Annotated in this window: 19 protein-coding genes; 10 read left to right on the forward strand and 9 right to left on the reverse strand. The window is 45.4% G+C overall.

Annotated elements, in window-relative coordinates:
• Positions 1-36 precede the first annotated feature (36 nt).
• Together N39L_RS03825 and N39L_RS03830 are read left to right on the forward strand one after the other, a co-directional pair.
• Positions 37-426, forward strand: coding sequence for a hypothetical protein (locus tag N39L_RS03825; protein ID WP_006619600.1), 390 nt, complete (start codon positions 37-39; stop codon positions 424-426).
• A gap of 75 nt (positions 427-501) precedes the next feature.
• Positions 502-1,671 (forward strand): FtsW/RodA/SpoVE family cell cycle protein, encoded by a 1,170-nt coding sequence (locus N39L_RS03830; RefSeq protein WP_006619599.1) that lies wholly within the window; start codon positions 502-504, stop codon positions 1,669-1,671.
• Between the two features lie 199 nt (positions 1,672-1,870).
• Here the strand turns inward: N39L_RS03830 and N39L_RS03835 are convergent, their stop codons facing one another.
• From N39L_RS03835 to pyrE, 3 genes are all read right to left on the reverse strand, one after another.
• A complete protein-coding gene (locus tag N39L_RS03835) occupies positions 1,871-3,370 on the reverse strand; it encodes a sensor histidine kinase (protein ID WP_006619598.1) in 1,500 nt (499 codons plus the stop codon).
• Positions 3,371-3,916: 546 nt separating this feature from the next.
• On the reverse strand, positions 3,917-4,231 hold the full coding sequence (locus N39L_RS03840) for a hypothetical protein (protein ID WP_006619597.1): 315 nt from the start codon (positions 4,229-4,231) through the stop codon (positions 3,917-3,919).
• Positions 4,232-4,603: 372 nt separating this feature from the next.
• The gene (pyrE, locus tag N39L_RS03845) at positions 4,604-5,230 is read right to left on the reverse strand and encodes an orotate phosphoribosyltransferase (RefSeq protein WP_006619596.1); all 627 of its coding nucleotides are present in this window, start codon (positions 5,228-5,230) and stop codon (positions 4,604-4,606) included.
• A gap of 101 nt (positions 5,231-5,331) precedes the next feature.
• Between pyrE and N39L_RS03850 the strand changes: the two genes are divergently transcribed.
• Entirely contained in the window at positions 5,332-5,766 is a 435-nt protein-coding gene (locus N39L_RS03850; RefSeq protein WP_006619595.1) for a hypothetical protein, read from the forward strand.
• Between the two features lie 64 nt (positions 5,767-5,830).
• Here the strand turns inward: N39L_RS03850 and ctpC are convergent, their stop codons facing one another.
• On the reverse strand, positions 5,831-7,114 hold the full coding sequence (gene ctpC / locus N39L_RS03855) for a carboxyl-terminal processing protease CtpC (protein ID WP_014274355.1): 1,284 nt from the start codon (positions 7,112-7,114) through the stop codon (positions 5,831-5,833).
• A gap of 141 nt (positions 7,115-7,255) precedes the next feature.
• Positions 7,256-8,476, reverse strand: a complete 1,221-nt coding sequence (ispG, locus tag N39L_RS03860) for a (E)-4-hydroxy-3-methylbut-2-enyl-diphosphate synthase (protein WP_006619593.1) — start codon at positions 8,474-8,476, stop codon at positions 7,256-7,258.
• Between the two features lie 175 nt (positions 8,477-8,651).
• Between ispG and N39L_RS03865 the strand changes: the two genes are divergently transcribed.
• Positions 8,652-9,449, forward strand: coding sequence for an alpha/beta hydrolase (locus N39L_RS03865; protein ID WP_006619592.1), 798 nt, complete (start codon positions 8,652-8,654; stop codon positions 9,447-9,449).
• A gap of 69 nt (positions 9,450-9,518) precedes the next feature.
• On the opposite strand, the gene N39L_RS03870 is transcribed toward N39L_RS03865, so the two are convergent.
• The 4 genes from N39L_RS03870 to N39L_RS03885 all read right to left on the reverse strand — a co-directional run bounded on the left by N39L_RS03870 (position 9,519) and on the right by N39L_RS03885 (position 13,809).
• Complete coding sequence (locus N39L_RS03870) at positions 9,519-10,286, reverse strand: pentapeptide repeat-containing protein (protein ID WP_006619591.1); 768 nt, start codon at positions 10,284-10,286, stop codon at positions 9,519-9,521.
• Between the two features lie 44 nt (positions 10,287-10,330).
• The gene (locus tag N39L_RS03875) at positions 10,331-11,386 is read right to left on the reverse strand and encodes a pentapeptide repeat-containing protein (protein WP_006619590.1); all 1,056 of its coding nucleotides are present in this window, start codon (positions 11,384-11,386) and stop codon (positions 10,331-10,333) included.
• Between the two features lie 21 nt (positions 11,387-11,407).
• The gene (locus N39L_RS03880) at positions 11,408-12,904 is read right to left on the reverse strand and encodes a serine hydrolase (protein WP_014274356.1); all 1,497 of its coding nucleotides are present in this window, start codon (positions 12,902-12,904) and stop codon (positions 11,408-11,410) included.
• 137 nt (positions 12,905-13,041) lie between these two features.
• On the reverse strand, positions 13,042-13,809 hold the full coding sequence (locus N39L_RS03885; protein WP_006619588.1) for an RNA methyltransferase: 768 nt from the start codon (positions 13,807-13,809) through the stop codon (positions 13,042-13,044).
• Positions 13,810-13,856: 47 nt separating this feature from the next.
• Here N39L_RS03885 and N39L_RS03890 point away from each other — a divergent pair, with 47 nt between their 5' ends.
• From N39L_RS03890 to N39L_RS03915, 6 genes are all read left to right on the forward strand, one after another.
• Positions 13,857-14,009, forward strand: a complete 153-nt coding sequence (locus N39L_RS03890) for a DUF2256 domain-containing protein (protein WP_006619587.1) — start codon at positions 13,857-13,859, stop codon at positions 14,007-14,009.
• Between the two features lie 30 nt (positions 14,010-14,039).
• A complete protein-coding gene (locus N39L_RS03895) occupies positions 14,040-14,984 on the forward strand; it encodes an isoaspartyl peptidase/L-asparaginase (RefSeq protein ID WP_006619586.1) in 945 nt (314 codons plus the stop codon).
• Between the two features lie 479 nt (positions 14,985-15,463).
• Positions 15,464-15,853: a response regulator gene (locus N39L_RS03900; protein ID WP_006619585.1), complete on the forward strand. Its 390-nt coding sequence runs from the start codon at positions 15,464-15,466 to the stop codon at positions 15,851-15,853.
• Positions 15,854-15,871: 18 nt separating this feature from the next.
• The gene (locus N39L_RS03905) at positions 15,872-18,103 is read left to right on the forward strand and encodes a chemotaxis protein CheA (RefSeq protein WP_014274357.1); all 2,232 of its coding nucleotides are present in this window, start codon (positions 15,872-15,874) and stop codon (positions 18,101-18,103) included.
• 90 nt (positions 18,104-18,193) lie between these two features.
• Positions 18,194-18,658: a chemotaxis protein CheW gene (locus tag N39L_RS03910; RefSeq protein WP_006619583.1), complete on the forward strand. Its 465-nt coding sequence runs from the start codon at positions 18,194-18,196 to the stop codon at positions 18,656-18,658.
• Positions 18,659-18,749: 91 nt separating this feature from the next.
• Positions 18,750-20,870 (forward strand): methyl-accepting chemotaxis protein, encoded by a 2,121-nt coding sequence (locus N39L_RS03915; protein WP_006619582.1) that lies wholly within the window; start codon positions 18,750-18,752, stop codon positions 20,868-20,870.
• Positions 20,871-20,928: the final 58 nt, after the last annotated feature.

The raw sequence follows: 20,928 nt of genomic DNA on the forward strand, positions 1-20,928 counted from the left end.
TAAACTCGCTAAACCTAGGGTTAGCTTCTAAACATCATGAGTGCCCAACCTCTATTAAAGTTTGAAGTCCAGACGCCTGCTGAATTGGCAGAATACCTGCGCTCGGCGACAAGCTGGCGTGAAGTTGAGGCACTCACCCAAGACTATTCCCATTGGAAGCGTGAAGCCTGGAAGTTACTCTCGGAAGCTGAACAGGAGCGGATTAAATATCTTAAAAATTGGCAAGATCACCCAGTAGCCCAAAAGTTCCCCCCCGGTTCTCTGGTGCAACGCATCAATAGCAGCACGGAGAGGGTCGGTAAGGTAATGCACTACTGGAGTGCATACGGTGTCGATTATGTAACTTTTCAGGTGGGGCCAGATATTGATTGGTGTCGGGCTAGTTTTCTGCAATTGGTGAACCCAGAAAAATCAACGGCCTATTAAGCTAAATTGCTGATCGACTGGATTTGATCTAAGCTACAATAGCCAAAATCCCCTGCTGATCTAAATTTATCCTGAATGCGCTTACGCCATCTCATTCCCTTTTTCGATCCTAGTGCCCAAAATTGGGCAACAGAAGCTCGCCTGCTGCGCTGGTTAACCTTTGTGTGGCTATTTATCGGTCTGGTAGCGATGTTTTCGGCTTCCTACCCCAGTGCATTAGCTGAACATGGGGATGGTTTGTACTACTTCAAACGCCAGGTAACATGGATGTTGGTGGGGATGGTGGGATTTAACGTGATTGTTAATACCCCTGTGCGGGTGGCGTTACGGACTGCCCAGTGGGGGTTATTCACGGTGATGGCGTTATTGTTTCTTACCATAGTCCCAGGTTTGGGAACTACTATTAACGGGGCGACTCGATGGCTGGCACTAGGCCCAATTCTGGTTCAGCCTTCGGAATTAATGAAGCCCTTTCTGATACTGCAAGCTGCGCGGTTTTTTCCCCGCTGGGATAGGTTAAGTTGGCGATCGCGACTAACCTGGTTAGGCATTTTTCTGCTAGTTTTGTTGCTGATTTTAGCCCAACCCAACCTCAGCACGACTGCTCTGTGTGGTATGACATTATGGTTAATCGCCCTCGCCGCCGGACAGCCTTTGTTGTATTTGGGCGGCACTGCTGTTGGCGGGTTAATGTTGGCTACTATTAGTATTAGCCTACGAGAATACCAAAGGAAGCGGGTTCTCTCGTTTATGAATCCCTGGGCTGATCCCGTTAATGATGGCTACCAATTAATTCAGAGTCTACTAGCTGTCGGTTCTGGCGGTCTTTGGGGCGCTGGTTTGGGATTATCTCAACAAAAGTTATTTTATCTGCCGATTCAGTATAGCGATTTTATTTTTGCCGTTTATGCCGAAGAGTTTGGCTTTGTTGGTGGGGTGCTGCTTTTGTTGCTGCTAGTCGCTTATGGGACTCTTGCCCTCAGAGTCGCTCAATTAGCCGATAATATTGAACATCAACTGGTAGCGATCGGAGCCATGGTCGTCATGGTGGGACAGTCTTTGCTGAATATTGGGGTAGCTACTGGGGTACTACCAACTACTGGTTTGCCTTTACCCTTATTTAGTTATGGTGGAAGTTCCATGATTGCTAGTTTAGCAATATCTGCTTTATTGATTCGGGTAGCCCGCGAAAGCAGTGAAGCACAGGTTATTCCCATCAGGCCTCTTGCTCAAAACAGGGGTTGACAAGTAGCGCGGGATGATGCTATGTTATCCACATAATGTCTATTTTATGATTCTTCTTTTTGCATTAATACAAAAAATTAAAACAATCCCATTGTTTAAATACTACCATAGGTCAGCAACAAAAGCAACCCTCCCGAAACCCAATCGCGGGTGGGGAGTGATTTATTTACAAAACTTAACATAACTAATTAATTTTTAACTATTTGACTGTTGAGATGGGGGAATTAGACAAAAAATCAGGACATTGTGGGTTTAAGGGAAGTTTGATCCAAAACTCGGTTCCTTTGCCAATTTCTGACTCGCACCAAATTTCCCCACAGTGGCGGGAGACGATAATTTCACGACTTATATATAACCCTAAACCCGTACCTTTACCGATTTCTTTGGTGGTAAAAAATTGCTCAAAAATTTGGTTTTTCGTGGTTAGGTTGATACCCTTAGCATTATCGGCAACCATGATCGTGATCTGTTCTGAATTAGCCAGGGTTTTAATTGTAATTAACGGCTGAGACTGTTGGTTGTTGTGTGTCCAGTCCCCTACTTCATCTAAGGCATCAATGGCATTGCTGATCAAATTCATAAACACCTGATTCAGTTGACCTGGGTAGCAGAGGATTGACGGTAGTTTCCCATAGTCTCGAATCACTTGAATCGGCGGACGTGATGGTGTGGCTTGTAAGCGGTTTTTCAAGATGAGTAAGGTTCCCTCTAAACCTTCTTCCAGATTGACTTTTAGCATTTGGTCGCTGTCTTTGCGGGAGAAGTTACGCAGCGATCGCACAATTTGAAAGAGTCTATCTGAACCCAATTTCAGGCTAGATATAACTGTCAAAAAATCCGTCTCTAAAAACTCTAAATCTATGGAATCTATGTATTCTTGAATGCGCGGATCGGTCGGCGAATAAATATCTTGATAAAGCTGGGTTAGTTGCAGTAGGTCTTTGCTATAGTTTTCCACATGGGCTAAATTATGAAATATCGAGTTAACGGGGTTATTGATTTCGTGGGCTAAACTAGCCATCATTTGCCCCAATGATGCCATTTTTTCCGATTGAAAAAGCTGTGAATGGGTGTGTTTAAGTTCCTCTAAAGTTTGCTCTAGTTGCTGTGCTTGAGCTTGAGCGATCGCGGCGGCGGAACAGGCTTGTTGATAAAGTTGAATTTGGGTCTGTTCAAGATCTAGTTGTTCGATTTCACTTTCCCGTTGATATTGCGCTACTACAGCATCAAGAATAGGTAGCAATTCATTGGGGGCAACAGTGATAATATAGTTGAGGTTAGGATCGTTGGATGTTAAGTCAGAGTCCGCAGTTGTGGCTAAAGTTCTGACTGCTAAAATATACTCGCGGATGCGTTTATCTAAATTTAGCGGCTCTCGGAAATACATCGATCGCACTATAGCCGAAGGAGATGTTAATAAATTCATCTCACTATCACCGTAGAGTAAGCCTTTATGCGATCGCTCCATCAGAGCAATATCTTTAATTAAAGTTTCCCGAATCACCTGTCTTTCCGCTGGGTCGGAAGTGGTAACTAACTTGAGGCTAAAAAAAGCTGTTCTCTGGGAAAGCATCCGCTGACGACCACTGATATTCACCACCGCCGCATTCACCTTCCGGGTGGTGTTAATTTCTTGCAGGTCAAAATAACTCTCAAATTGTTTCATTAATATAAGCAGGGATAGATTTACTGATTTCATCTTTCCACCCTCCTGGCGACTCTCCCTATACCTGTACTCAGGAAATCGCCAATGACAGGAAAAGAGGGGCAGAATTTTTCTGGCATCCTGGTTTCTCCTAAATTAGTTTAGTGTGCAGGTTTTTTTGATGGGAAACTTGCCCAACCCACTCCCACTTATGGGGCAATGTTAGCTTTCAGAAAATGTTATTTTATCTGGTTACCTCAGAAACACTAGCTTCACCCTGTATACTTGTTTAACTACTGACGACAGAGCCAGGAACTAGCTACCTATTCGGTGGGTGTCCTGACTCAAACAACCTTAATGGTTATTTGACAATCAGAGTTTTTTATTTAGTATCTCAAGTTACAGATTATCAAATTATTTAAAATTCACGACTAGACCATAGTACAAAAATCGGCTTTTGTTTGTGAAAAAAAAAGTTAAATTTTTCGACCATTACAGAGCAGTTCAGCAGAAGATAGCCTAGTAGGGGCTAGGTTCAACATAACTTGACAGTTTCAGCCAGCCCCTACATTTACCTAAAGCCTGGTGGCAGAATAATGATTATTTTTTAAGATCACGAGCCATGTTACGGAACATATCCAAACTGGAGTCAGCACGACGACGATCGCTTTTCACCTCTGGTGCTGGAGATTCACTCGCTTTAGGCTGGGTCATTTCCATCGCTGGTTTAGCGGTAGCTTTAGGAGCCTGAAAAGGTTTTCCTCCCGACATTTTAGGGAAAGACTTTTTAACTTCTAAAGGCTGACCAATCTCGCCTAAACTCTTGGCGCTATTGGGATCAAGATAGAAAGAACTTCCTTGAGTTTCTGTGGGTTCTGATTTGCGACCAAATAAGCCTCTAATAAATCCTGACATAGTTTTTTCCTAGGTGGGGTGTTGGGTATATGTTAAATTTTATCAAAAAATGTGTTGATTATGATAATTTTTAACAAATTTCTCAATGCACGCTCATCAACACCAACATTATGTAAAGTTTTGTAAAAAAAAATTAATAAATATTACAAAAAATTTGTTGGCTCTGGGGGGGTAGCTTTCCCGACTGATTTGTGCTATTATTTTATATAATGGTAATAGTGACATTTTTTTTATTACTTGATATATTCCAATTATTTAAATACATATCTGTAGCTTACCATTAGTCACCCCCTCTTGTCAACCCTGGGGCGGGGGCGGCGCGTTTTGAAAAAAATTGATTAAAAAATCAACTTAGATCACAGAGGGGAGAAATTAATGACCCAAGTTTAGAGTCTGATAACGAGTTTGTAGTTCATTAATACCGTAGAGAGACTCAAAATTAAGGCCAGCATTTTGATAAAGTTCAGCCCCACCTTGATGGCGATCGACTAAAGCGATAACCTTATCAACGCTGTATCCAGCATCAGTAAGGCGTTGTACAGCTTTGAGGGCAGATTGTCCAGTAGTGACCACATCTTCGAGGACTACGACCTTAGCGCCGGGGGGTAGTTCAGGTCCTTCGATATAGGCTTTAGTTCCGTGTCCCTTAGCTTCTTTTCGGATAATGAGGGCGGGTATAGGTCGATTTTCGTAGACAGAAACGACACTAAGGGAGGAAACCATAGGGTCAGCACCGAGGGTAAGTCCGGCGACTGCTTCTGTTTCCAGGGGAAGTAATGGTAAAATTAGGCGAGCGATCGCCACTGACCCGGCCGGATGTAATGTAACCTGTTTACAATTAATATAGTAGGAACTCTGCTGACCAGAGGAGAGAACAAAATCCCCTTCTTGATAAGCGAGTTGACACAAAAGGTCAAGTAGCCAGGAGCGCAGGGTGTCTAAAGGTGCTGTAGAGGTATTGAGATCTGAAAGAGCAGGAATTTCTGAAGGGTTAGTCATAAGGGCGGGAAAAGGTAGGAAACAAATGTGTAATCACTCCATCTGATCCTACACTGGGAGAGACCATCTGATAAAACAGATTCACCAAGGTTGTTAATGCCATGAACAGAATTTTATTACAGAGTATCAGTGGAGTGTTAGGGGTAGCGATCGCCTCTACAGTTTGGGTTGAGGGAGTCCAAGCCCAATCAAGAACCCGTTTCCAGCCTTTTGCGGAAGAGTTTAACCAGGCGGCGACCCGCAGTTCTGGGGATGCTTTTAAAAATCAATCGCTGATGGGTCAACTTTCGGTATTCTTAGGGTTAAGCTATCCCTGGCCGGGTGCTATTAATGGTTTTCCTGAAAGTTTGATTGCTGATGATGCCAGACGAGTGAATCAACTGTATAGAGAGAGAATGCTCCAGCAGACCCTAAGCAGTCCCACTGTCCGCACTCCCGATCTAGCGAACCCATACAACACCTCAATTTTGACTCAACCTTCTGTGATCAACCAATTGTCTAACGACACTCCGGGGGGATTTTTGTTTAATCCCTAATGGGAGCGAGTCCAGATTTTGATCAGGTGCGTCATCAAAGGTTAATGACGCACCGGCAAAGGGACTACTGAGAAACGGCTTGATTGTTTTGTTGAGAAGCGATTTTCTGAGTCAACACTGCCAAGGCTTGGCTATATTGAGGATCATCAAGAGTGCCAATTTTGTCGCGGTTTTCCCGGAGCAGATCTCGCTGTTGTTCAGTGAGTTCAACCAGCACATCAGGCTTAATTCCCTCATGGTTAATGTCACGGCCATTGGGGGTAAAATATTTAGCGATCGTGACAGCCAAACCAGAGCCGCGACCCACGCCACGAACGGACTGAACTAGACCCTTACCAAAAGTGTTAGTTCCGACCAAAACGGCGCGGTTGTTATCTTGTAGAGCGCCGGATAGAATTTCACTAGCACTAGCGGAACCGCCATCAACAAGAATCACCATAGGCTTATCAGTGAGGGCGCGATTATTAGCGCGTTGTCGATCCATTTCTCCCTGACGATTAACCGTAGAGACAATATCGCCTTCTGTTAGCCACATACGGGCGATTTCAATACTAGCATAAAGCAGACCGCCAGGATTAGATCGTAAATCGAGAATATAACCTGAAACATTCTGTTGTTCTAGGTTAGTAATCGCCTGTCGCATTTCCTCAGCAGCATTAGCACTAAAATTGTTAAGGCGAATATAGCCTATATCACCGACAGGGGAAGGTTTTTTAGAATAGCGAACCGGGTGAATTTCAATCTGAGCGCGGGTAATATTAAACTCAATTTCCCTTTGACCGCGCAAAATGGTCAACTTGACCTGAGTCCCAATTTGTCCACGAATCAAACTGACGGCTTCATTGAGCTCCATTCCCTGAGTGCTGCGGCCATCAATTTTGGTAATAATATCTTGAGCCTGAACCCCAGCATCAAAAGCGGGAGAGTCCTCAATAGGTGAAATAACGATGAGTTTATCGGTTTCTTCATCTTGGGTAAGTTGAATACCAACCCCGGTCAGTTCTCCCGAAGTATCAATTTGCATATTTCTGAACTCTTCGGGGTTCATGAAGCGGGTATAAGGGTCATCGAGTTTACCCAACATTTCGCGGATAGCTTCAAAAGCCTGTTGGTCGTTAGTATATTCTCGGCTTAGAAACTCATTACGAAGCTCCCTCCAATCTACTTGGTTAAAAGTACCGTCAACGTAACTTCTATCAATAATTTGCCATACTTCATCAATTAGTTCCTTCGGGCTTTCCCGAAAGGATGCTTGGCCAGAAAGGTGTATACCAGCGCCCGCAACAGCAACAGCGGTCAGCATAACTGCTGTTGCGCCTATAACAAGCCCACTTTTTGATATAATCATTTATCTGCTGAACCGGAAGAGAATACTAAGAGCTATTAACAGCATATTAGCACATCAGATCTGGCGATCGCGGAGGTTGACCAAAAGCCAAATTGTCACCGGGACTCCCCCACCCCTTCAGAGGTGGGGTCAGCTTGATTTTTAGGGATCTACCCAGCGTCCATCTCCTTTGATGAGATTAATTAATTCTTGGACACCTTGATCTTGAGGAACTTTTTTAATTTCTTCCCGACCTCGATATAGGGAAATATAGCCGGGTTGTTTTCCTACATAACCATAGTCAGCATCGGCCATTTCTCCAGGTCCGTTAACAATACAACCCATAACGGCAATATCTAGTCCAGTCAGGTGTTTAGTTGCTTCTCGGACTTTGTGGAGAACTTCTTCGAGGTTAAAGAGGGTGCGACCACAGGAGGGACAGGCGACATATTCGACCATGGTTTTCCGCAGTCCTAGGGCTTGCAGAATGCTATAGCAAACGGGAATTTCCTTTTCTGGGGCTTCTGTGAGGGAAACCCGAATGGTGTCACCAATACCATCTGCTAAGAGAGTAGCAATACCAGCGGTGGATTTAATGCGGCCATATTCTCCATCTCCGGCTTCGGTGACTCCCAAATGTAGGGGATAGTCCATCCCTAGGTCATCCATGCGTTTAGCCATGAGGCGATAGGCTGCTAACATGACGGGGACGCGGGAGGCTTTTAGGGATATAACTAAGTTCTGAAAGTCCAGGGATTCACAGATGCGGATAAATTCTAGGGCTGATTCTACCATGCCTTCGGGGGTGTCGCCGTAGGTAAATAGCATTCTTTCGGCTAGGGAACCATGATTAACGCCGATACGCATGGCTTTACCCTGGTCACGGAGGGAGATAACTAGGGGTTTGAGGGTTTCGCGGATTTTCTCGCCGATTTCTTGAAATTCAGTGTCTGTGTATTCGCTGCGATCGCTTTTAGGTTTCTCGAAGACGTATAATCCGGGGTTAATCCGCACTTTATCGACGTGCTTGGCGACTTCCAGGGCAATTTTCATGCCGTTGTGGTGAACATCTGCCACCAAGGGGACAGGTTGATAGGTGGCGGCGAGTTTTTGTTTAATTTCGCCTACAGCTTTGGCGTGTCCGACGCTGGGAACTGTGACGCGGACGATTTCACAACCCATTTCATGCAGCCGACGAATGGAGGCGACGGAACCTTCTATGTCCATGGTATCTTCGTTAATCATGGACTGAACTACGACGGGGTATCCTCCACCAATGGTGATGTTTCCGACCCGGACGGGACGGGTTTGGCGACGGTGAATTACTGTGTCAACGGGGGGTTGACTAGCTGGGGTCGGAGTGGTTATGGGTAAGGTTTGCATGATCTGAATTTGATAATTGCTTAGTTTTAAGAGTGGGTTCTCAAAATTGCATGGGTGTCTATAAAAGATAGATTGCCACAAATTGGGGACTTGTGGTTGATCCGATCGCTTAAATTGTTTAAATTGTCACCAATACGGGTGGCGATCGCTCAATTGTAGATTAGATATATTAGCTATGAGTGAACATCTGCCATATTTTTCGGGTTTTGAGTCTTTAGCAGTCCAGTGGACAGACAAAATCTGGTCAAGGGGTGTACCGTTTTGGTTGCGGGCTGAACCGAAATCAAATCGGGTAGTTTTGTGTTTACATGGGTTTACGGCCACTCCTTTTGAGGTAAGACCAGTAGCGCAAGCCTGTCTGAGTCGGGGGCTTGATGGGGTGGGGCCTTTGTTACCTGGTCATGGTTTTCAAGAGTTAGCAGACCAGAAGTTATTTTTTCCGAAAATGACAGCGGAAGGAATGTTATCTGCTGTGCGTCGGGAGTTAGAATTAGCCCGATCGCATTATGAATTTGTCGGTATTTTTGGGCATTCTATGGGAGGGGCGATCGCTTTAAAAATGGCAGCGGAAGGGCGAGTAGATGCCTGTGCTGTCACTGCACCGGCCTTAAAATTACCGCCTCGGGCTGTGATTTTATTGGCTTTATTTGGTTGGGCGAATATTTCTATCCCCACTCAGCCCAAGCCTTTTGATAACCCCGTTTATTTATTTGATAATTGTCCGGCGGGGCGGGCGCTGCAACAACTAGCGAGGATAGCCCGATCAGATTTATCTTCAATTACTTGTCCGGTGTTAGCTATTCATTCCCATAGGGATGATTTAGTCAGTCCGGTGGTAATTAATTGGATGGAAAAACAACTACCAGACAATTTAGATGTCCGTTGGTTTGACGATTCGGGTCATGTCATGATTTTAGATGTTAATGGCGAGGAAATTAGCCAGGCGATCGCCGATTTTTTTAGCCAATTCTAGGTGCTAGATATTCCTGATAACCAACTGTGGGGAATATCTAAATTTTCCCCCTTCTACTGCCCGAATTTTTCACTCTTCAAAAATTGCCCCTCGTTTAATTAAATCTTGTTTAACTTCCTCAGACAGTCCCGAATCATGCCATAATCTAGCTTGTTTAACAATAGCCCCCGTAAAGTCCGCCCCTTTCAAATTAGTCACAGCTAACCCAGCTTGGTGCAAATCAGCATTTTTGAGGATAGCATTATGGAGGTTAGCATCACTGAGATTACAGTTATTTAGATTAGCCTCTGTCAAATTCGCGCCACACAGGTCTGCGCCACTGAGACTAGCCAAAGCCAGACTCGCCCTATGTAGATCTGCGCCGCTCAAATTAGCATCACTCAACAGCGCCCCACTGAGGTCGGCACCACTGAGGTTAGCAAAACGCAGGTCAGCATTACTAAGATCTGCATCACTTAAATCAACTCCCCGCAGGTAAGTATTTTGCAAGTTAGCGCCACTGAGATCAAGGTTACTCAGGTGTGTTCCCAGGAGTCTAGCGCCGGCAAAATCTTCAGATATTTTCAATTCTGCTAAGGTGGCTAACTCGATAAAATTCTCAGTTTTCGCATCAACTACGGTCTGAATAATGCCCTGTAATTGGGCAAAATTCCAGCCTTGGGCTACAGCTTTTTTAGTCAAGGCTTGTAATTCTTCTAAAGTCTGATGCTGTGGAAGCATATCAGGCTGTTCTGATTGTAATTCTTGCGATCGCAACCACAGGGCAAATTTACGCTCTAGGATAGCTAATTTATTGGGGCTAATATTTTGCGGCCAAAGTCCTTCAACACCAGTCATAATTCAAGAGAGTTCAGAGGAGATTAAGTGATAGTTGTCAACTTTTAACTGTCTCCAAAAATTGCGCCTTTTCGTTGCAATTCAGGTTGCAGTCGCCGAGAAATACCGATCGCCTCAGTAAATTCGACATTTTCCACCATGATATCAGCTAATTCCGCGCGGCTGAAATCTGTTTTCTGGAGGTTAGCTCCCGTCAAGTTTACCCCACTAAGGTCAGCATAGGTAAAATTAGCACCCTGCAAATTAGCATGACTGAGGTTAGCGCGGGGGAGATAGGCGCTAGTGAGATCAGCTTCCGTCAGGTTAGCATGACTGAGGTTAGCGCGGGGAAGTTTAGTCCGCAGATCAGCGTGAGAGAGGTTAGCCTCTTGTAAATTAGCATCTCGGAGGTTAGCGTTACAGAGGATAGCGTTGGTGAGGATAGCTCCCTGTAGATTAGCATTGCTGAGGTCAGCCAGGGTCAAGTTAGCATTACTTAGGTTAGCCTGGGCTAAGTTAGCGCCGCGCAAGTTAGCATTACTTAGGTCAACCCCCGTTAAATCCTGCCCATAAAGGTCTTCTATGAGGCTTAAACCCACCTGTTGGATAATTTGGGCAAATTCTGCCATACCGACTACACCGAGCCACTGATGGGCAATTTCCCATTGTTGGAGGCGACAGTTATTGACCTGTTGAGGGTCGGGGAGATGTTCCCAGGTGAGTCGGAGGCGCTGTAGTGCGTTGATTTTCTGGGTACGATCGCCCATTTGATTAGCAATTTCCCACTGTTGTTGATAGCAGGCGATCGCTTTTGGTAACTCATCAGTAGCATGATAAGCCATTCCCAGGTTAGTAAGGGCGTTAAGCTGTCCTGGTATATTCCCAATATCCTCGGAGATACCGAGGTGAGTTTGATAACAGGTGATCGCTTCTTGATAATTAGACAAAGCGCCATAGGCTATACCCAAGTTACCCCAAGTAGCGCCTTCCCGTTTGCGATCGCCCAATTTTTGATAGATAGCCAGGGCTTCGCGCCACAATTCCAAAGCCGCCGGAATATCACCTTGATGATATTGAGAAACCCCTTGTTTAAATAATTGATTAGCCTGGTAGTCCGTCATATTTTACCCTATTTCAACAGCCTAATTTTCTGGTAATTCTGGAGTGACGGTTTCCGATGTTTTAGCCAGCATATACTCATAGACTTGTCTGGACATTTTTTGAATCATTGATTCAGCGGCTTGGTTGCCATTAGTTCTTTCTGCTAAAATAGCTAAAATGTAGCGTTTACCATTGGGCATATCCACTATACCCACATCAGCTAACATAATGTTTAGGGTTCCGGTTTTGTGGGCGACCACCGCCCCATTACCGACCCCGCTAGGTAACAGGTGATTATTTTCAGTTTCTGTCATAATTCGCAAGAGGCGATCGCGTGATGTCATTGACAGTAAACCCCCTTGGTGAATTTGACTAAAAAGATTAACCATATCCCTAGGGGTAGTTTTATTAGTCCCTTCAATATCAGGTAAAGGGTTACGCGCCATAGTATCTGTCAGACCCCAACTGCGGAACCTTTGATTAAGAACCTGAAACCCTCCCAGGCGATCTATAATCATATTAGTCGCCGTATTATCACTAATTGTCATCATTTTAGTAGCAGTTTCTAAGGCTGTATATTCAGTCCCAGGGGGCTGATATTGCATAATCCCCGCTTCTCCCACCTGGTGATTTTCCGTCATTACCAGCATTTCATCTAGGCGAATTTCTCCAGCATCAACAGCTTGAAAAAACGCCACTAAAATCGGCACCTTAATCGTACTAGCTGCCGGAACTATAGACTGTTCTCTTAAACCGACATATCCGCCAGTATTCAGGTCTAAAAACATCAAAGCCGGGCTAACATCAGGGGATGTAGCCGCCACAGATTCCAGTTGATTTTTTAAGTCTTTGATTTCGCGGTTTAGTTGCAGAGATAGCGGCAAAATCCTAGTAGATATTGGGCTGTTAATCCTAGTTTCCTGTGTTTCCAAATTCTCAATAGAACTAGCGTCAGCGGTAGCACGCCCCAAGGAGTTGAGAATTGAGAGGACTGTTCCTGAAATTACCCCAATACCAATGCCTAAAATCAGCAAACGGGTTCCATAAACTATAGGAGAGACACGACGACGGGTACGCCTTACCACCCGCTTTTTAACAGGGGTAAGGGGTTGCATGGTCGGCTGAAGATTCGGATATGGTTGGGGAGTGATAGACCTATTTAAGGGGACTATGTTAGATGGTTTTCTGCTACTAACTCCCTGACGCGGTGTAGGTTTTCCCCGACGGCGTTTTTTAGAGTTTGGTGGTGGTAGCTGAGGTGTCTGTTTCCGGTTTCTGGTAATGGGGGGTTTTTGTCGGAGTTGATCTAACACGGGGTCTAAATATGCTGTTTCAGGGATATGTATGGGGGGAATTTGACCGGGTTGGGAACGGTTGGGGGATACAGGTCTCCGTGAGGATGATCGTGATTGAGAAGTGGGACTAGGGGAACGGCCACGACGCTGATCACGAGATTGAGGGCCTTTCGACTTCTGGGACTTAGCCCCCCATTGGGAAAAAAAGGATAAAAATGAGCGACGGGGATATCGGTGAGCCACACCTAACACCTAAAAATCATCAAAGAGAACAATAGACTATGGAAATTTCACCGGAGACGGTTATTAATTGTTACCCACTATCGCGCTTCTTAGGAATGGACAGTTGAGCCTGAGAATCAACGATATTGAGATTAGCATTAACTGGGCGGATGTTGCTTAACAGTTAATGCCCATTCTACCTGAGAGATAACTCCCCGTAGCATAGCAACTTCTGTACTAGATGGCTGGGCGCGGTTAAATAAATGCCTAAATTTTTCCATACGACTGCTGACGGTGTGGGGGTATACATAACCGATTTTGAGTAGGAGGGTTTCTAGTTGTTGATAGTATCCTTCGAGTTGGTCGAGGGTGGCTGATAATGGTTCTGATGGTTCTGGGGTGGGTAATGTACTGCTATCGATGAGGGTTTGAGCGCTTAGTGAGAGTTCGTAACAGCAGACGGCTACGGCTTGGGCTAAATTTAGGGATTCATAGGCGCTGCTGCTGGGAATGCGAACTATCCTTTGAGCATAGTTTAGTTCTGTATTGCTCAAGCCACGATCTTCGGGACCGAAAATGAGGGCGGCGGGGCTCTGGAGTAGCCAGGGGAGGGTGGTTCTGGGGTGTTCGAGGGTTCTGTCAAAACTACGATCGCGAGCGGTGGTGGCGATCGCCTTTTGGCATCCGATTAAGGCTTGGGGTAAACTGTCTACTATCTGGGCTGATTCTAAAACATCTTGGGCATGAACTGCCATAGTTTTAGCTTCGCAACTCATGGGGTCACAGTGGGGGCTTACGAGTACCATTTGGGTTAACCCCATGTTTTTCATGACCCTGGCGATCGACCCCACATTTAAGGCTCCCGCCGGCTCAACTAATACAATCCTAATTGTAGTTAATGCGGTTTCCCACTGAGTCTCTAGCATTGTTATAATAACCGCTGATATAATAAGCGAGCGATCAATGTTCTAGTATGGCACGTCAGCGGGCTAAGTCAGACTTGCCTCAGAAAATTTGCCCAGTCTGCGATCGCCCTTTTGTTTGGCGCAAAAAGTGGGCTAACTGTTGGGATGAGGTTAAATACTGTTCCGAGCGTTGCCGTCGCCGACGCAACCAACAGGATTAAAGGGGAAATATCCCCGTAAATTGTACAGCTATGGGTGTTAATGTGCAACCAAAACTAATCATACATGGTGGGGCGGGTAGTTCTCTCCAAGGAAAAGGAGGCGTGGAAACTGTTCGCAAATCTCTCTATCAGGTGATCAGGGAGGTTTATGGCTTACTCGAAAAGGGTACCACTGCTGAGGATGCGGTGATTCGTGGCTGTCAACTTCTCGAAGATGATCCCCTATTTAATGCTGGGGTGGGTTCGGTTTTGCAGTCTGACGGACAGATCCGCATGAGTGCGGCTTTGATGAATGGCAGTTTACAACGCTTTAGCGGGGTGATTAATGTCTCTAGGCTGAAAAACCCGATTGAGTTGGCTAAGTTTCTGCAAACCTCTCCCGATCGCGTTTTATCGGACTATGGGGCGGCGGAACTGTTGCGGGAGTTGAATATAGCGCCTTTTGACCCCCTAACCGATCGCCGTCTTTATGAGTGGATCGAAGACCGCAAGCAGGATTTTAACCGCAAAATGGCGAATGTGGTCGCCGAAACCTCTGATGATGAAGCTGGTCGCGGCACTATCGGGGTGGTGGCTTTAGACCAAAATGGTCGCCTCGCGGCGGGAACTTCTACTGGTGGTAAGGGGTTTGAACGCATTGGTCGGGTTAGTGATTCGGCTATGCCTGCTGGTAATTATGCCACAGCTCAGGCGGGGGTGAGTTGTACGGGTATCGGCGAGGATATTATTGATGAGTGTCTTGCGGCCAAAATTGTGATCCGCGTCGGAGATGGTTTGTCTTTGCGATCGGCTTTTGAACGTTCTTTTGTGGAGGCTAATGATCATCAGCGGGACTTGGGGGCGATCGGTTTGGATGCTTCCGGGGCGATCGCTTGGGGAAAAACTAGCGATGTGATTCTCGCCGCCTTCCATAATGGTCAAACTATGGGCGATAGTTTGGAAATGCTACCCGGAACTCAGGTGTTAGTGGCTTAGTTAGCCAAAATTCCGGCCACTTACCCTCCCCCAGTAGGGGGAGGTTTATTAATACTCCAGAAAACTTAATAATTTTTTTACTTTTGAGATAGTGTGATCTGACCTATGAACTTATATAGTTGTGTTAATTTTTTCAACATTTTTGTAGCAGTTTAACTGGTATAGAATATAATAAAAATTGCGTTCTATCCCAGAAAATTGCGGAAGGGGGAAAGATTTTTTCTCCCCGACAATCAACCAAAATTGAGGTAGAAAAATTGGACAATCAGTTGATTGGGGTTAATAGATAAGTTCAGAGGTGCGGTAGTGAGTTGATAACCCCATTAAATTGGTAGTCTGGGAGGGACGCTTTGTTAATCGGTACCACCACAGCCAGATTGATTGAAACCTAGGCTAAGGTTATGGGAAACCATTAGCGATCCATCAGTCAAAAGCTGTGGGACGAAACCCAGCGTATTAATCCTTAGGAGTCCATAAAAATGAGACGGATTCTAGTTGTAGATGATTCCGCAACCATGCGAAAAATGGTAATGGCATCTCTCAGGGATGTTAAAGATGTAGCTTTTAGCGAGGCAGGGAATGGATTAGAAGCTATTGAACAATTAGAAATAGCGCCGTTTGACTTAATGATTTTAGACTTAAATATGCCAGATATGCACGGTCTGGAAGTCTTGCGATTTGTGCTAAATCACCCGCAATATAGGGAAACACCGATTGTAATTTTAACGACTAAAGGAGATGATGAAAGTCGAACTGAAGCGATAGCGGCGGGGGCGGCTTGCTATTTAACTAAACCATTTCATCCGAAATCGTTATCGGGGGAAATTGTCAATTTATTATCAGAGCCATGTTGGAGTAATGTCCATTAAGAGAGTACCAAGGCGATCGTGTCTAGTCCTACAGAAAGCAACAACTTTTTTAATGAATTTTTAGATGATTATTTTGCTGAGTGTGAAGAGCATTTGGCGGTGGTGCGGCGGGAACTCTTGGCGCTAGAGTCTTGTATGAATCAGCCCCAAATTGAGGGATCGATTCTTAACGAACTGTTCCGCAGCTTTCACTCAATTAAAGGACTTTCGGCGATGGTGGGTGTGCGGGAAGCGGAGAAACTGGCTCACCAAATGGAGAGTTATCTACGATCGCTAAGAGATGGTCAAATCTCCCTGAAACCAGAGGGTTTTGATGCTCTGATGTCAGGAACTCAAATCCTGGAGAGGGCGATCGGAGCCTATCGCACCAAGGAAGACCCCCCGGATATTGACGAAATTATCAGCCAATTGGAAGCCTGTAACCCTCCTGTGGTGGCTAAAACTCCAACGGCAGCTATTACCCCCTTTGAGGTGAAGCTGAAACCAGAGGAAAAGAAACGACTGGAGGCGCTAGTCAGTGAAGGAAAACAGATCTGGCATTTTGTCTTTACTCCTAGTACAGAGCTATCCAAACAGGGCATCGGAGTTAATGCAATTCGGGAACAACTGCAAGCGATCGGTGAATTGATTTATGTGTCTCCCCGTCTAAATGCCAATCAGAAAATCCTGTTTGATTTTATTTTAGCAACCCAGGAGGCGGAAAATCACGATTTAGGCTCTGAATTGAAATATCTGACAGGGGAACCATATCAAATTCCCAGTCCAGTTTCTGAAGCCAACAGTGGCTCATCTAACTTAAAAGTTGAACCCCCAAGGGAACCGGAAGCGCCAGCAACAGCGGAAGCGCCAGGGGAAGTTGAAGCTATAGGGACGGTGGTCAATCGTACCGAGTCAGAGAGGAAAGAGTCAGAAGAGCGGACAGAAACTGCGCCAGCGCCAGCGGAAGTATTGGAGACATCAGAAGCCGAAACCAGTAATAATATCTCTCCGGCTAAGTCAACGAGTCCCCTGATTAGTGGGTCTAACTTAGTACGGGTAGACCTACCGAAACTTGATGAACTCATGCGGATGGTGGGAGAATTGGTAATTACGCGGGCACGACTGGAGGAAAACCTGAAAAATTTACCCCCAAGTTTCCCGGCTGCTCGGCGGCGAACTTTACAGGAGATTAACCTAACTTTAGAACGACAACTGCGGGATCTGCGTCAGGGGGTGATGCAGGTGCGACTGGTTCCGATTGCGGAAATTTTCGCGAGGATGCAGTTTGTAGTTAGGGATCTGATGCGACTAACGGGAAAACAGGTGGCGCTGGAAATTTCCGGGGCGGAGACGGAAATTGATAAGTTTGTGGTTGAGCGCATGATGGACCCGTTATTGCATTTAGTGCGTAATGCAGTTAGTCACGGTATCGAATTAACGGAGGAAAGGCTAAAAGCGGGAAAATCTGCGATGGGAGCGATCGCCTTACGTGCTTCTACGGCGGGGGAAATGGTGATTATTGAAATTGAAGATGATGGTCAGGGAGTCGATATTTATAGGGTGTTAAAACGGGCAAAACAACAGGGTTTGTTGTCGGATTCTGTATCGGAAACTAATGATCCGGATAACTATGATTCCCAGACTATACTCGATCTGTTATGTTCCTCGGGTTTTTCCACCAAAGAAGAAGCGGATCTGGCTAGTGGTAGGGGTGTGGGGATGGCGATCGTGAAAAACACGGTTCAAGAACTAGGTGGTTGTGTGAAATTCACCACTAAAAAAGGAAAAGGCAGTCATTTTATTATTGATTTGCCGTTAACTTTAGCGATTACTGATGCTCTGATTGTAGAAGTCAGTGGTCAAACCTTTGCCATTCCCGAATCCTCTATACAGGAGGTATTATCTGTTGAGCATAAGGGAATTATTCGCCTGGAAGATCAGGAAATAATCTCCTATCGAGGTCATGTTTTCCCCCTGAGATATTTAGCGCGTCTATTTAACTGTGTGGTGACTACAGACGAGTCCGAAAAACTAACTATTGTGGTGATTGGTAATAGCGTTAATTCCACCGGGTTAGTCGTGAATCGGATCTTAGGACTACGAGAAATTGTGGTGCGGCCGTTAACTGATCCATTTTTGCAAAGTCCGGGAATTGCGGGAGCTACAGAATTAGGTGATGGTAGAGTAGTATTAATTCTGGATGTTTCCACATTAATTAGCAGCAAAATCCCTAAGATTATCAAGCCGCAACAATTCATTAATTCCGGTTAATTTAATGATGATTTAGTGAGCCTAATTTTGATTTATTTCAGGGTCATTATATACAGACAATAAATTAGGGTATCAATCAACTTTCATCTTATGAATAAATCAGCAGATACATCTCAACCTTTTATTTTATTTGAACTTGACCATACCACCTATGGTATTCCCTCTGATATGGTTCAACAGATGGAAATGGTCGAGCAAATTACGCCGGTTCCCAACTCTCCGTCTTTTGTGGTGGGGGTGGTATTCTCGCGGGGTCAAGTGATTCCCGCAATTGATTTAAGGGTACGATTTGGATTTGGCAAAATAGCGTATACCCTGCGAAGTAGACTAATCGTGATTAATACTAATGAGCGGACAGTGGGTTTAATTGTAGATACAGCGAGGGAGTTTGTATCAATTCCGGCACAAACTATTCAGCCTTCACCGGAGGGAATTTCTAGCTTGAGTGGAAAATATTTGGCGGGAATTGCTACTTTAGGAGAACGAGTAATATTAATTCTCAATGTGTCGGAATTATTAGTGTTACCAGAATTAGTATCAGAAAGGAGTCCCTAAAGTTGATGGGGGGAGGGTATGGGTCTGACACGGTTTCTGGCTGTATGTTGGTGTTTTTGTTGGTCTTGAGAGTAAATGAGGTTAGTTGAAAATGGGTAAAAAATCTAAAAACCAGAAAAAGGCAGATAATGGTTATCTGGAAGCTGCCAATTTCCAGAATTTCTCAGCATCAGAAGAGAGGGAAAAACTGAAATTGGAAATGGTGGAAATAAGGGAAAATGCCGATCGCGTAAATACAGTGGCGATCGCGATCGCCAAAATAGCGAAACAGGTATCGGAGGGGGCAGAATCTCAACTGCAACTACTCGATCGCACTTCCAACGGGATCAACCAGATGAATAAATCCCTGGGAGAAACGTCACTCCAAGCGGAATCAGTAGCGAGTTCGACAGAAGAATTAGTTTCTTCGGTCAATGAGATGGCCGCATCCATTGAACAGGTGTCGGCGAGTAGTGCGGCACTAGCGACGGCAGTGCGCCAAACGGTAACATCAATTCAGGAGAGTACCAGCAACACAACTAGGGTAGCAGCAAATGCCCAAGAGATGGCGACTTCTGCGACCCAGGTGATCGCTTCGATGACCCAAATGACGACTTCCATTAGAAACGTGAGTGACGACACGGAAAATCTAACGGTATCGGTAAATCAGACGGCTTCTTCTATGGAAGAAATGACGAGTTCGATTGGGGGAGTGGCTAACAATGCGGATGATTTAACGGCTGCATCTGAAGAAACGAGCGCGTCTATCAACGAGATGGCGGCATCTATCGAAGAGGTATCAGCAACTATTGAAAACCTGGCTTCGACTGTAGAAGAGGTATCAACATCTATTGAGGAAATTGCCCAATCAGTGCAGGGGGTAGCCAATAACGCGGAACAAATTACGGAGGTAGCGACGGACTCAGCCACGAGCGCGGAACAACTCGATCACTCTATCCAATCAATTAACGGCTTAACCCAAAAAGCCAATGAAATTACCCGTGCTGTGGGAGTTGATGCGGACAAGGGGGGTAAAACCATTGAAAAAGCGATTCAAGGTTTGGCACGAGTGCGGGAATCAATGGTTAAATCGGCTGATGTAATGCGGGATATGGGTAAACGCACTAATGAAATTAGCACTATTGTTGATACAATTAACTTAATCTCGGAACGGACTAATCTGCTATCGCTAAATGCTTCCATTGAAGCGGCTCGTGCGGGAGAAGCGGGGCGTGGGTTTGCTGTAGTTGCTGAAGAAATCCGCAATTTAGCCGATCGCGCCGCCCAAGCCACCTTCGATATAGCTGCGATTATTAAGGCATTACAGTCGGTGGTGCAAGATGCCGTGAGTACATCTAATGATGGGCTAAGAATTGCGGAAGAGAGTGGGACTCTGGCGGAAGATGGGTTATCGGGTCTTAAACAAATTCTGGGAGGAGTTGAACAAACGACCCAATTAATGAACCAAATTGCGATCGCCTCTCAAGAGCAACTGACGGCTGGACAGCGGGTGGTAACGGCTATTAATACGACTGCTACCCAAGCGAAAGAGGTAGCGATTGCTACCCATGAGCAAGCCAAAACTACTCAGGGAATTGTGCAGTCCACCCGACACATGAGGCAAATTGCTCAACAAGTTACCCAGGCTATGGGAGAACAGGCGCGAGCGGCTAGGGATGTGATTAAGGCGGCTCAAAATACCAATAATTTAGCCGGACAAATTCGTAAGGCTACCTTTGAACAAAATAAGGGCGCTCAACAAATCATGCAGGCGGTAGAGTCGATGCGCCGGGGGGTGATTAGCACGAACCGTGCTTTAGCGGAACAGTCCACAGCAGGGGAGCAAATCTCGAAGGAGTCGGAGCGACTGTCGCAATTAATTACTAATGTGACGCGATCGATGACTGAACAGAGTAGCAGTGCTAACCAAATTAGCCAAGCTGTGGAGAGTATTCAAACGCAGTCGGAACAGGTAGCTAAGGCTATGGAGGAACAAAGTAGGGCGGTGCAGGAGATGAATTTAGCTACTCGTAGTATAGCCAAACAAATAGCTTTGATCCGCACATCTAATTTAGATCATTCGGAAGTTTCTAGTAATCTGCTGGCCCGTATAGACGAATTGCAAACTATTGCCAAAAATAACAGTTCAGGGGTACACAAAACTCATGAAACGGCTCAAGGTTTGCTGTCACACACTCAAGCACTGATGGAGGTTTTAAAGGTTGGCATTTAACAGCTAATAACAGTTAATATCTGCTGACATTGGCACGGGACTGGAATGATTAGGGGTA

This window comes from Limnospira platensis NIES-39 (assembly GCF_026000695.1).
GTDB classification, from domain to species: Bacteria; Cyanobacteriota; Cyanobacteriia; order Cyanobacteriales; family Microcoleaceae; genus Limnospira; species Limnospira platensis.

Excerpts from the sequence above, each read along its gene's own strand:
- N39L_RS03895 (WP_006619586.1), top strand. The coding sequence starts at position 14,040 with ATGGGTGTTAATGTGCAACCAAAACTAATCATACATGGTGGGGCGGGT.
- N39L_RS03875 (WP_006619590.1), bottom strand. The coding sequence starts at position 11,386 with ATGACGGACTACCAGGCTAATCAATTATTTAAACAAGGGGTTTCTCAA.
- pyrE (WP_006619596.1), bottom strand. The coding sequence starts at position 5,230 with ATGACTAACCCTTCAGAAATTCCTGCTCTTTCAGATCTCAATACCTCT.
- N39L_RS03910 (WP_006619583.1), top strand. The coding sequence starts at position 18,194 with ATGAATAAATCAGCAGATACATCTCAACCTTTTATTTTATTTGAACTT.
- N39L_RS03850 (WP_006619595.1), top strand. The coding sequence starts at position 5,332 with ATGAACAGAATTTTATTACAGAGTATCAGTGGAGTGTTAGGGGTAGCG.
- ctpC (WP_014274355.1), bottom strand. The coding sequence starts at position 7,114 with ATGATTATATCAAAAAGTGGGCTTGTTATAGGCGCAACAGCAGTTATG.
- N39L_RS03915 (WP_006619582.1), top strand. The coding sequence starts at position 18,750 with ATGGGTAAAAAATCTAAAAACCAGAAAAAGGCAGATAATGGTTATCTG.
- N39L_RS03865 (WP_006619592.1), top strand. The coding sequence starts at position 8,652 with ATGAGTGAACATCTGCCATATTTTTCGGGTTTTGAGTCTTTAGCAGTC.
- ispG (WP_006619593.1), bottom strand. The coding sequence starts at position 8,476 with ATGCAAACCTTACCCATAACCACTCCGACCCCAGCTAGTCAACCCCCC.
- N39L_RS03885 (WP_006619588.1), bottom strand. The coding sequence starts at position 13,809 with ATGCTAGAGACTCAGTGGGAAACCGCATTAACTACAATTAGGATTGTA.
- N39L_RS03835 (WP_006619598.1), bottom strand. The coding sequence starts at position 3,370 with ATGAAATCAGTAAATCTATCCCTGCTTATATTAATGAAACAATTTGAG.
- N39L_RS03830 (WP_006619599.1), top strand. The coding sequence starts at position 502 with ATGCGCTTACGCCATCTCATTCCCTTTTTCGATCCTAGTGCCCAAAAT.
- N39L_RS03870 (WP_006619591.1), bottom strand. The coding sequence starts at position 10,286 with ATGACTGGTGTTGAAGGACTTTGGCCGCAAAATATTAGCCCCAATAAA.
- N39L_RS03840 (WP_006619597.1), bottom strand. The coding sequence starts at position 4,231 with ATGTCAGGATTTATTAGAGGCTTATTTGGTCGCAAATCAGAACCCACA.
- N39L_RS03900 (WP_006619585.1), top strand. The coding sequence starts at position 15,464 with ATGAGACGGATTCTAGTTGTAGATGATTCCGCAACCATGCGAAAAATG.
- N39L_RS03890 (WP_006619587.1), top strand. The coding sequence starts at position 13,857 with ATGGCACGTCAGCGGGCTAAGTCAGACTTGCCTCAGAAAATTTGCCCA.
- N39L_RS03825 (WP_006619600.1), top strand. The coding sequence starts at position 37 with ATGAGTGCCCAACCTCTATTAAAGTTTGAAGTCCAGACGCCTGCTGAA.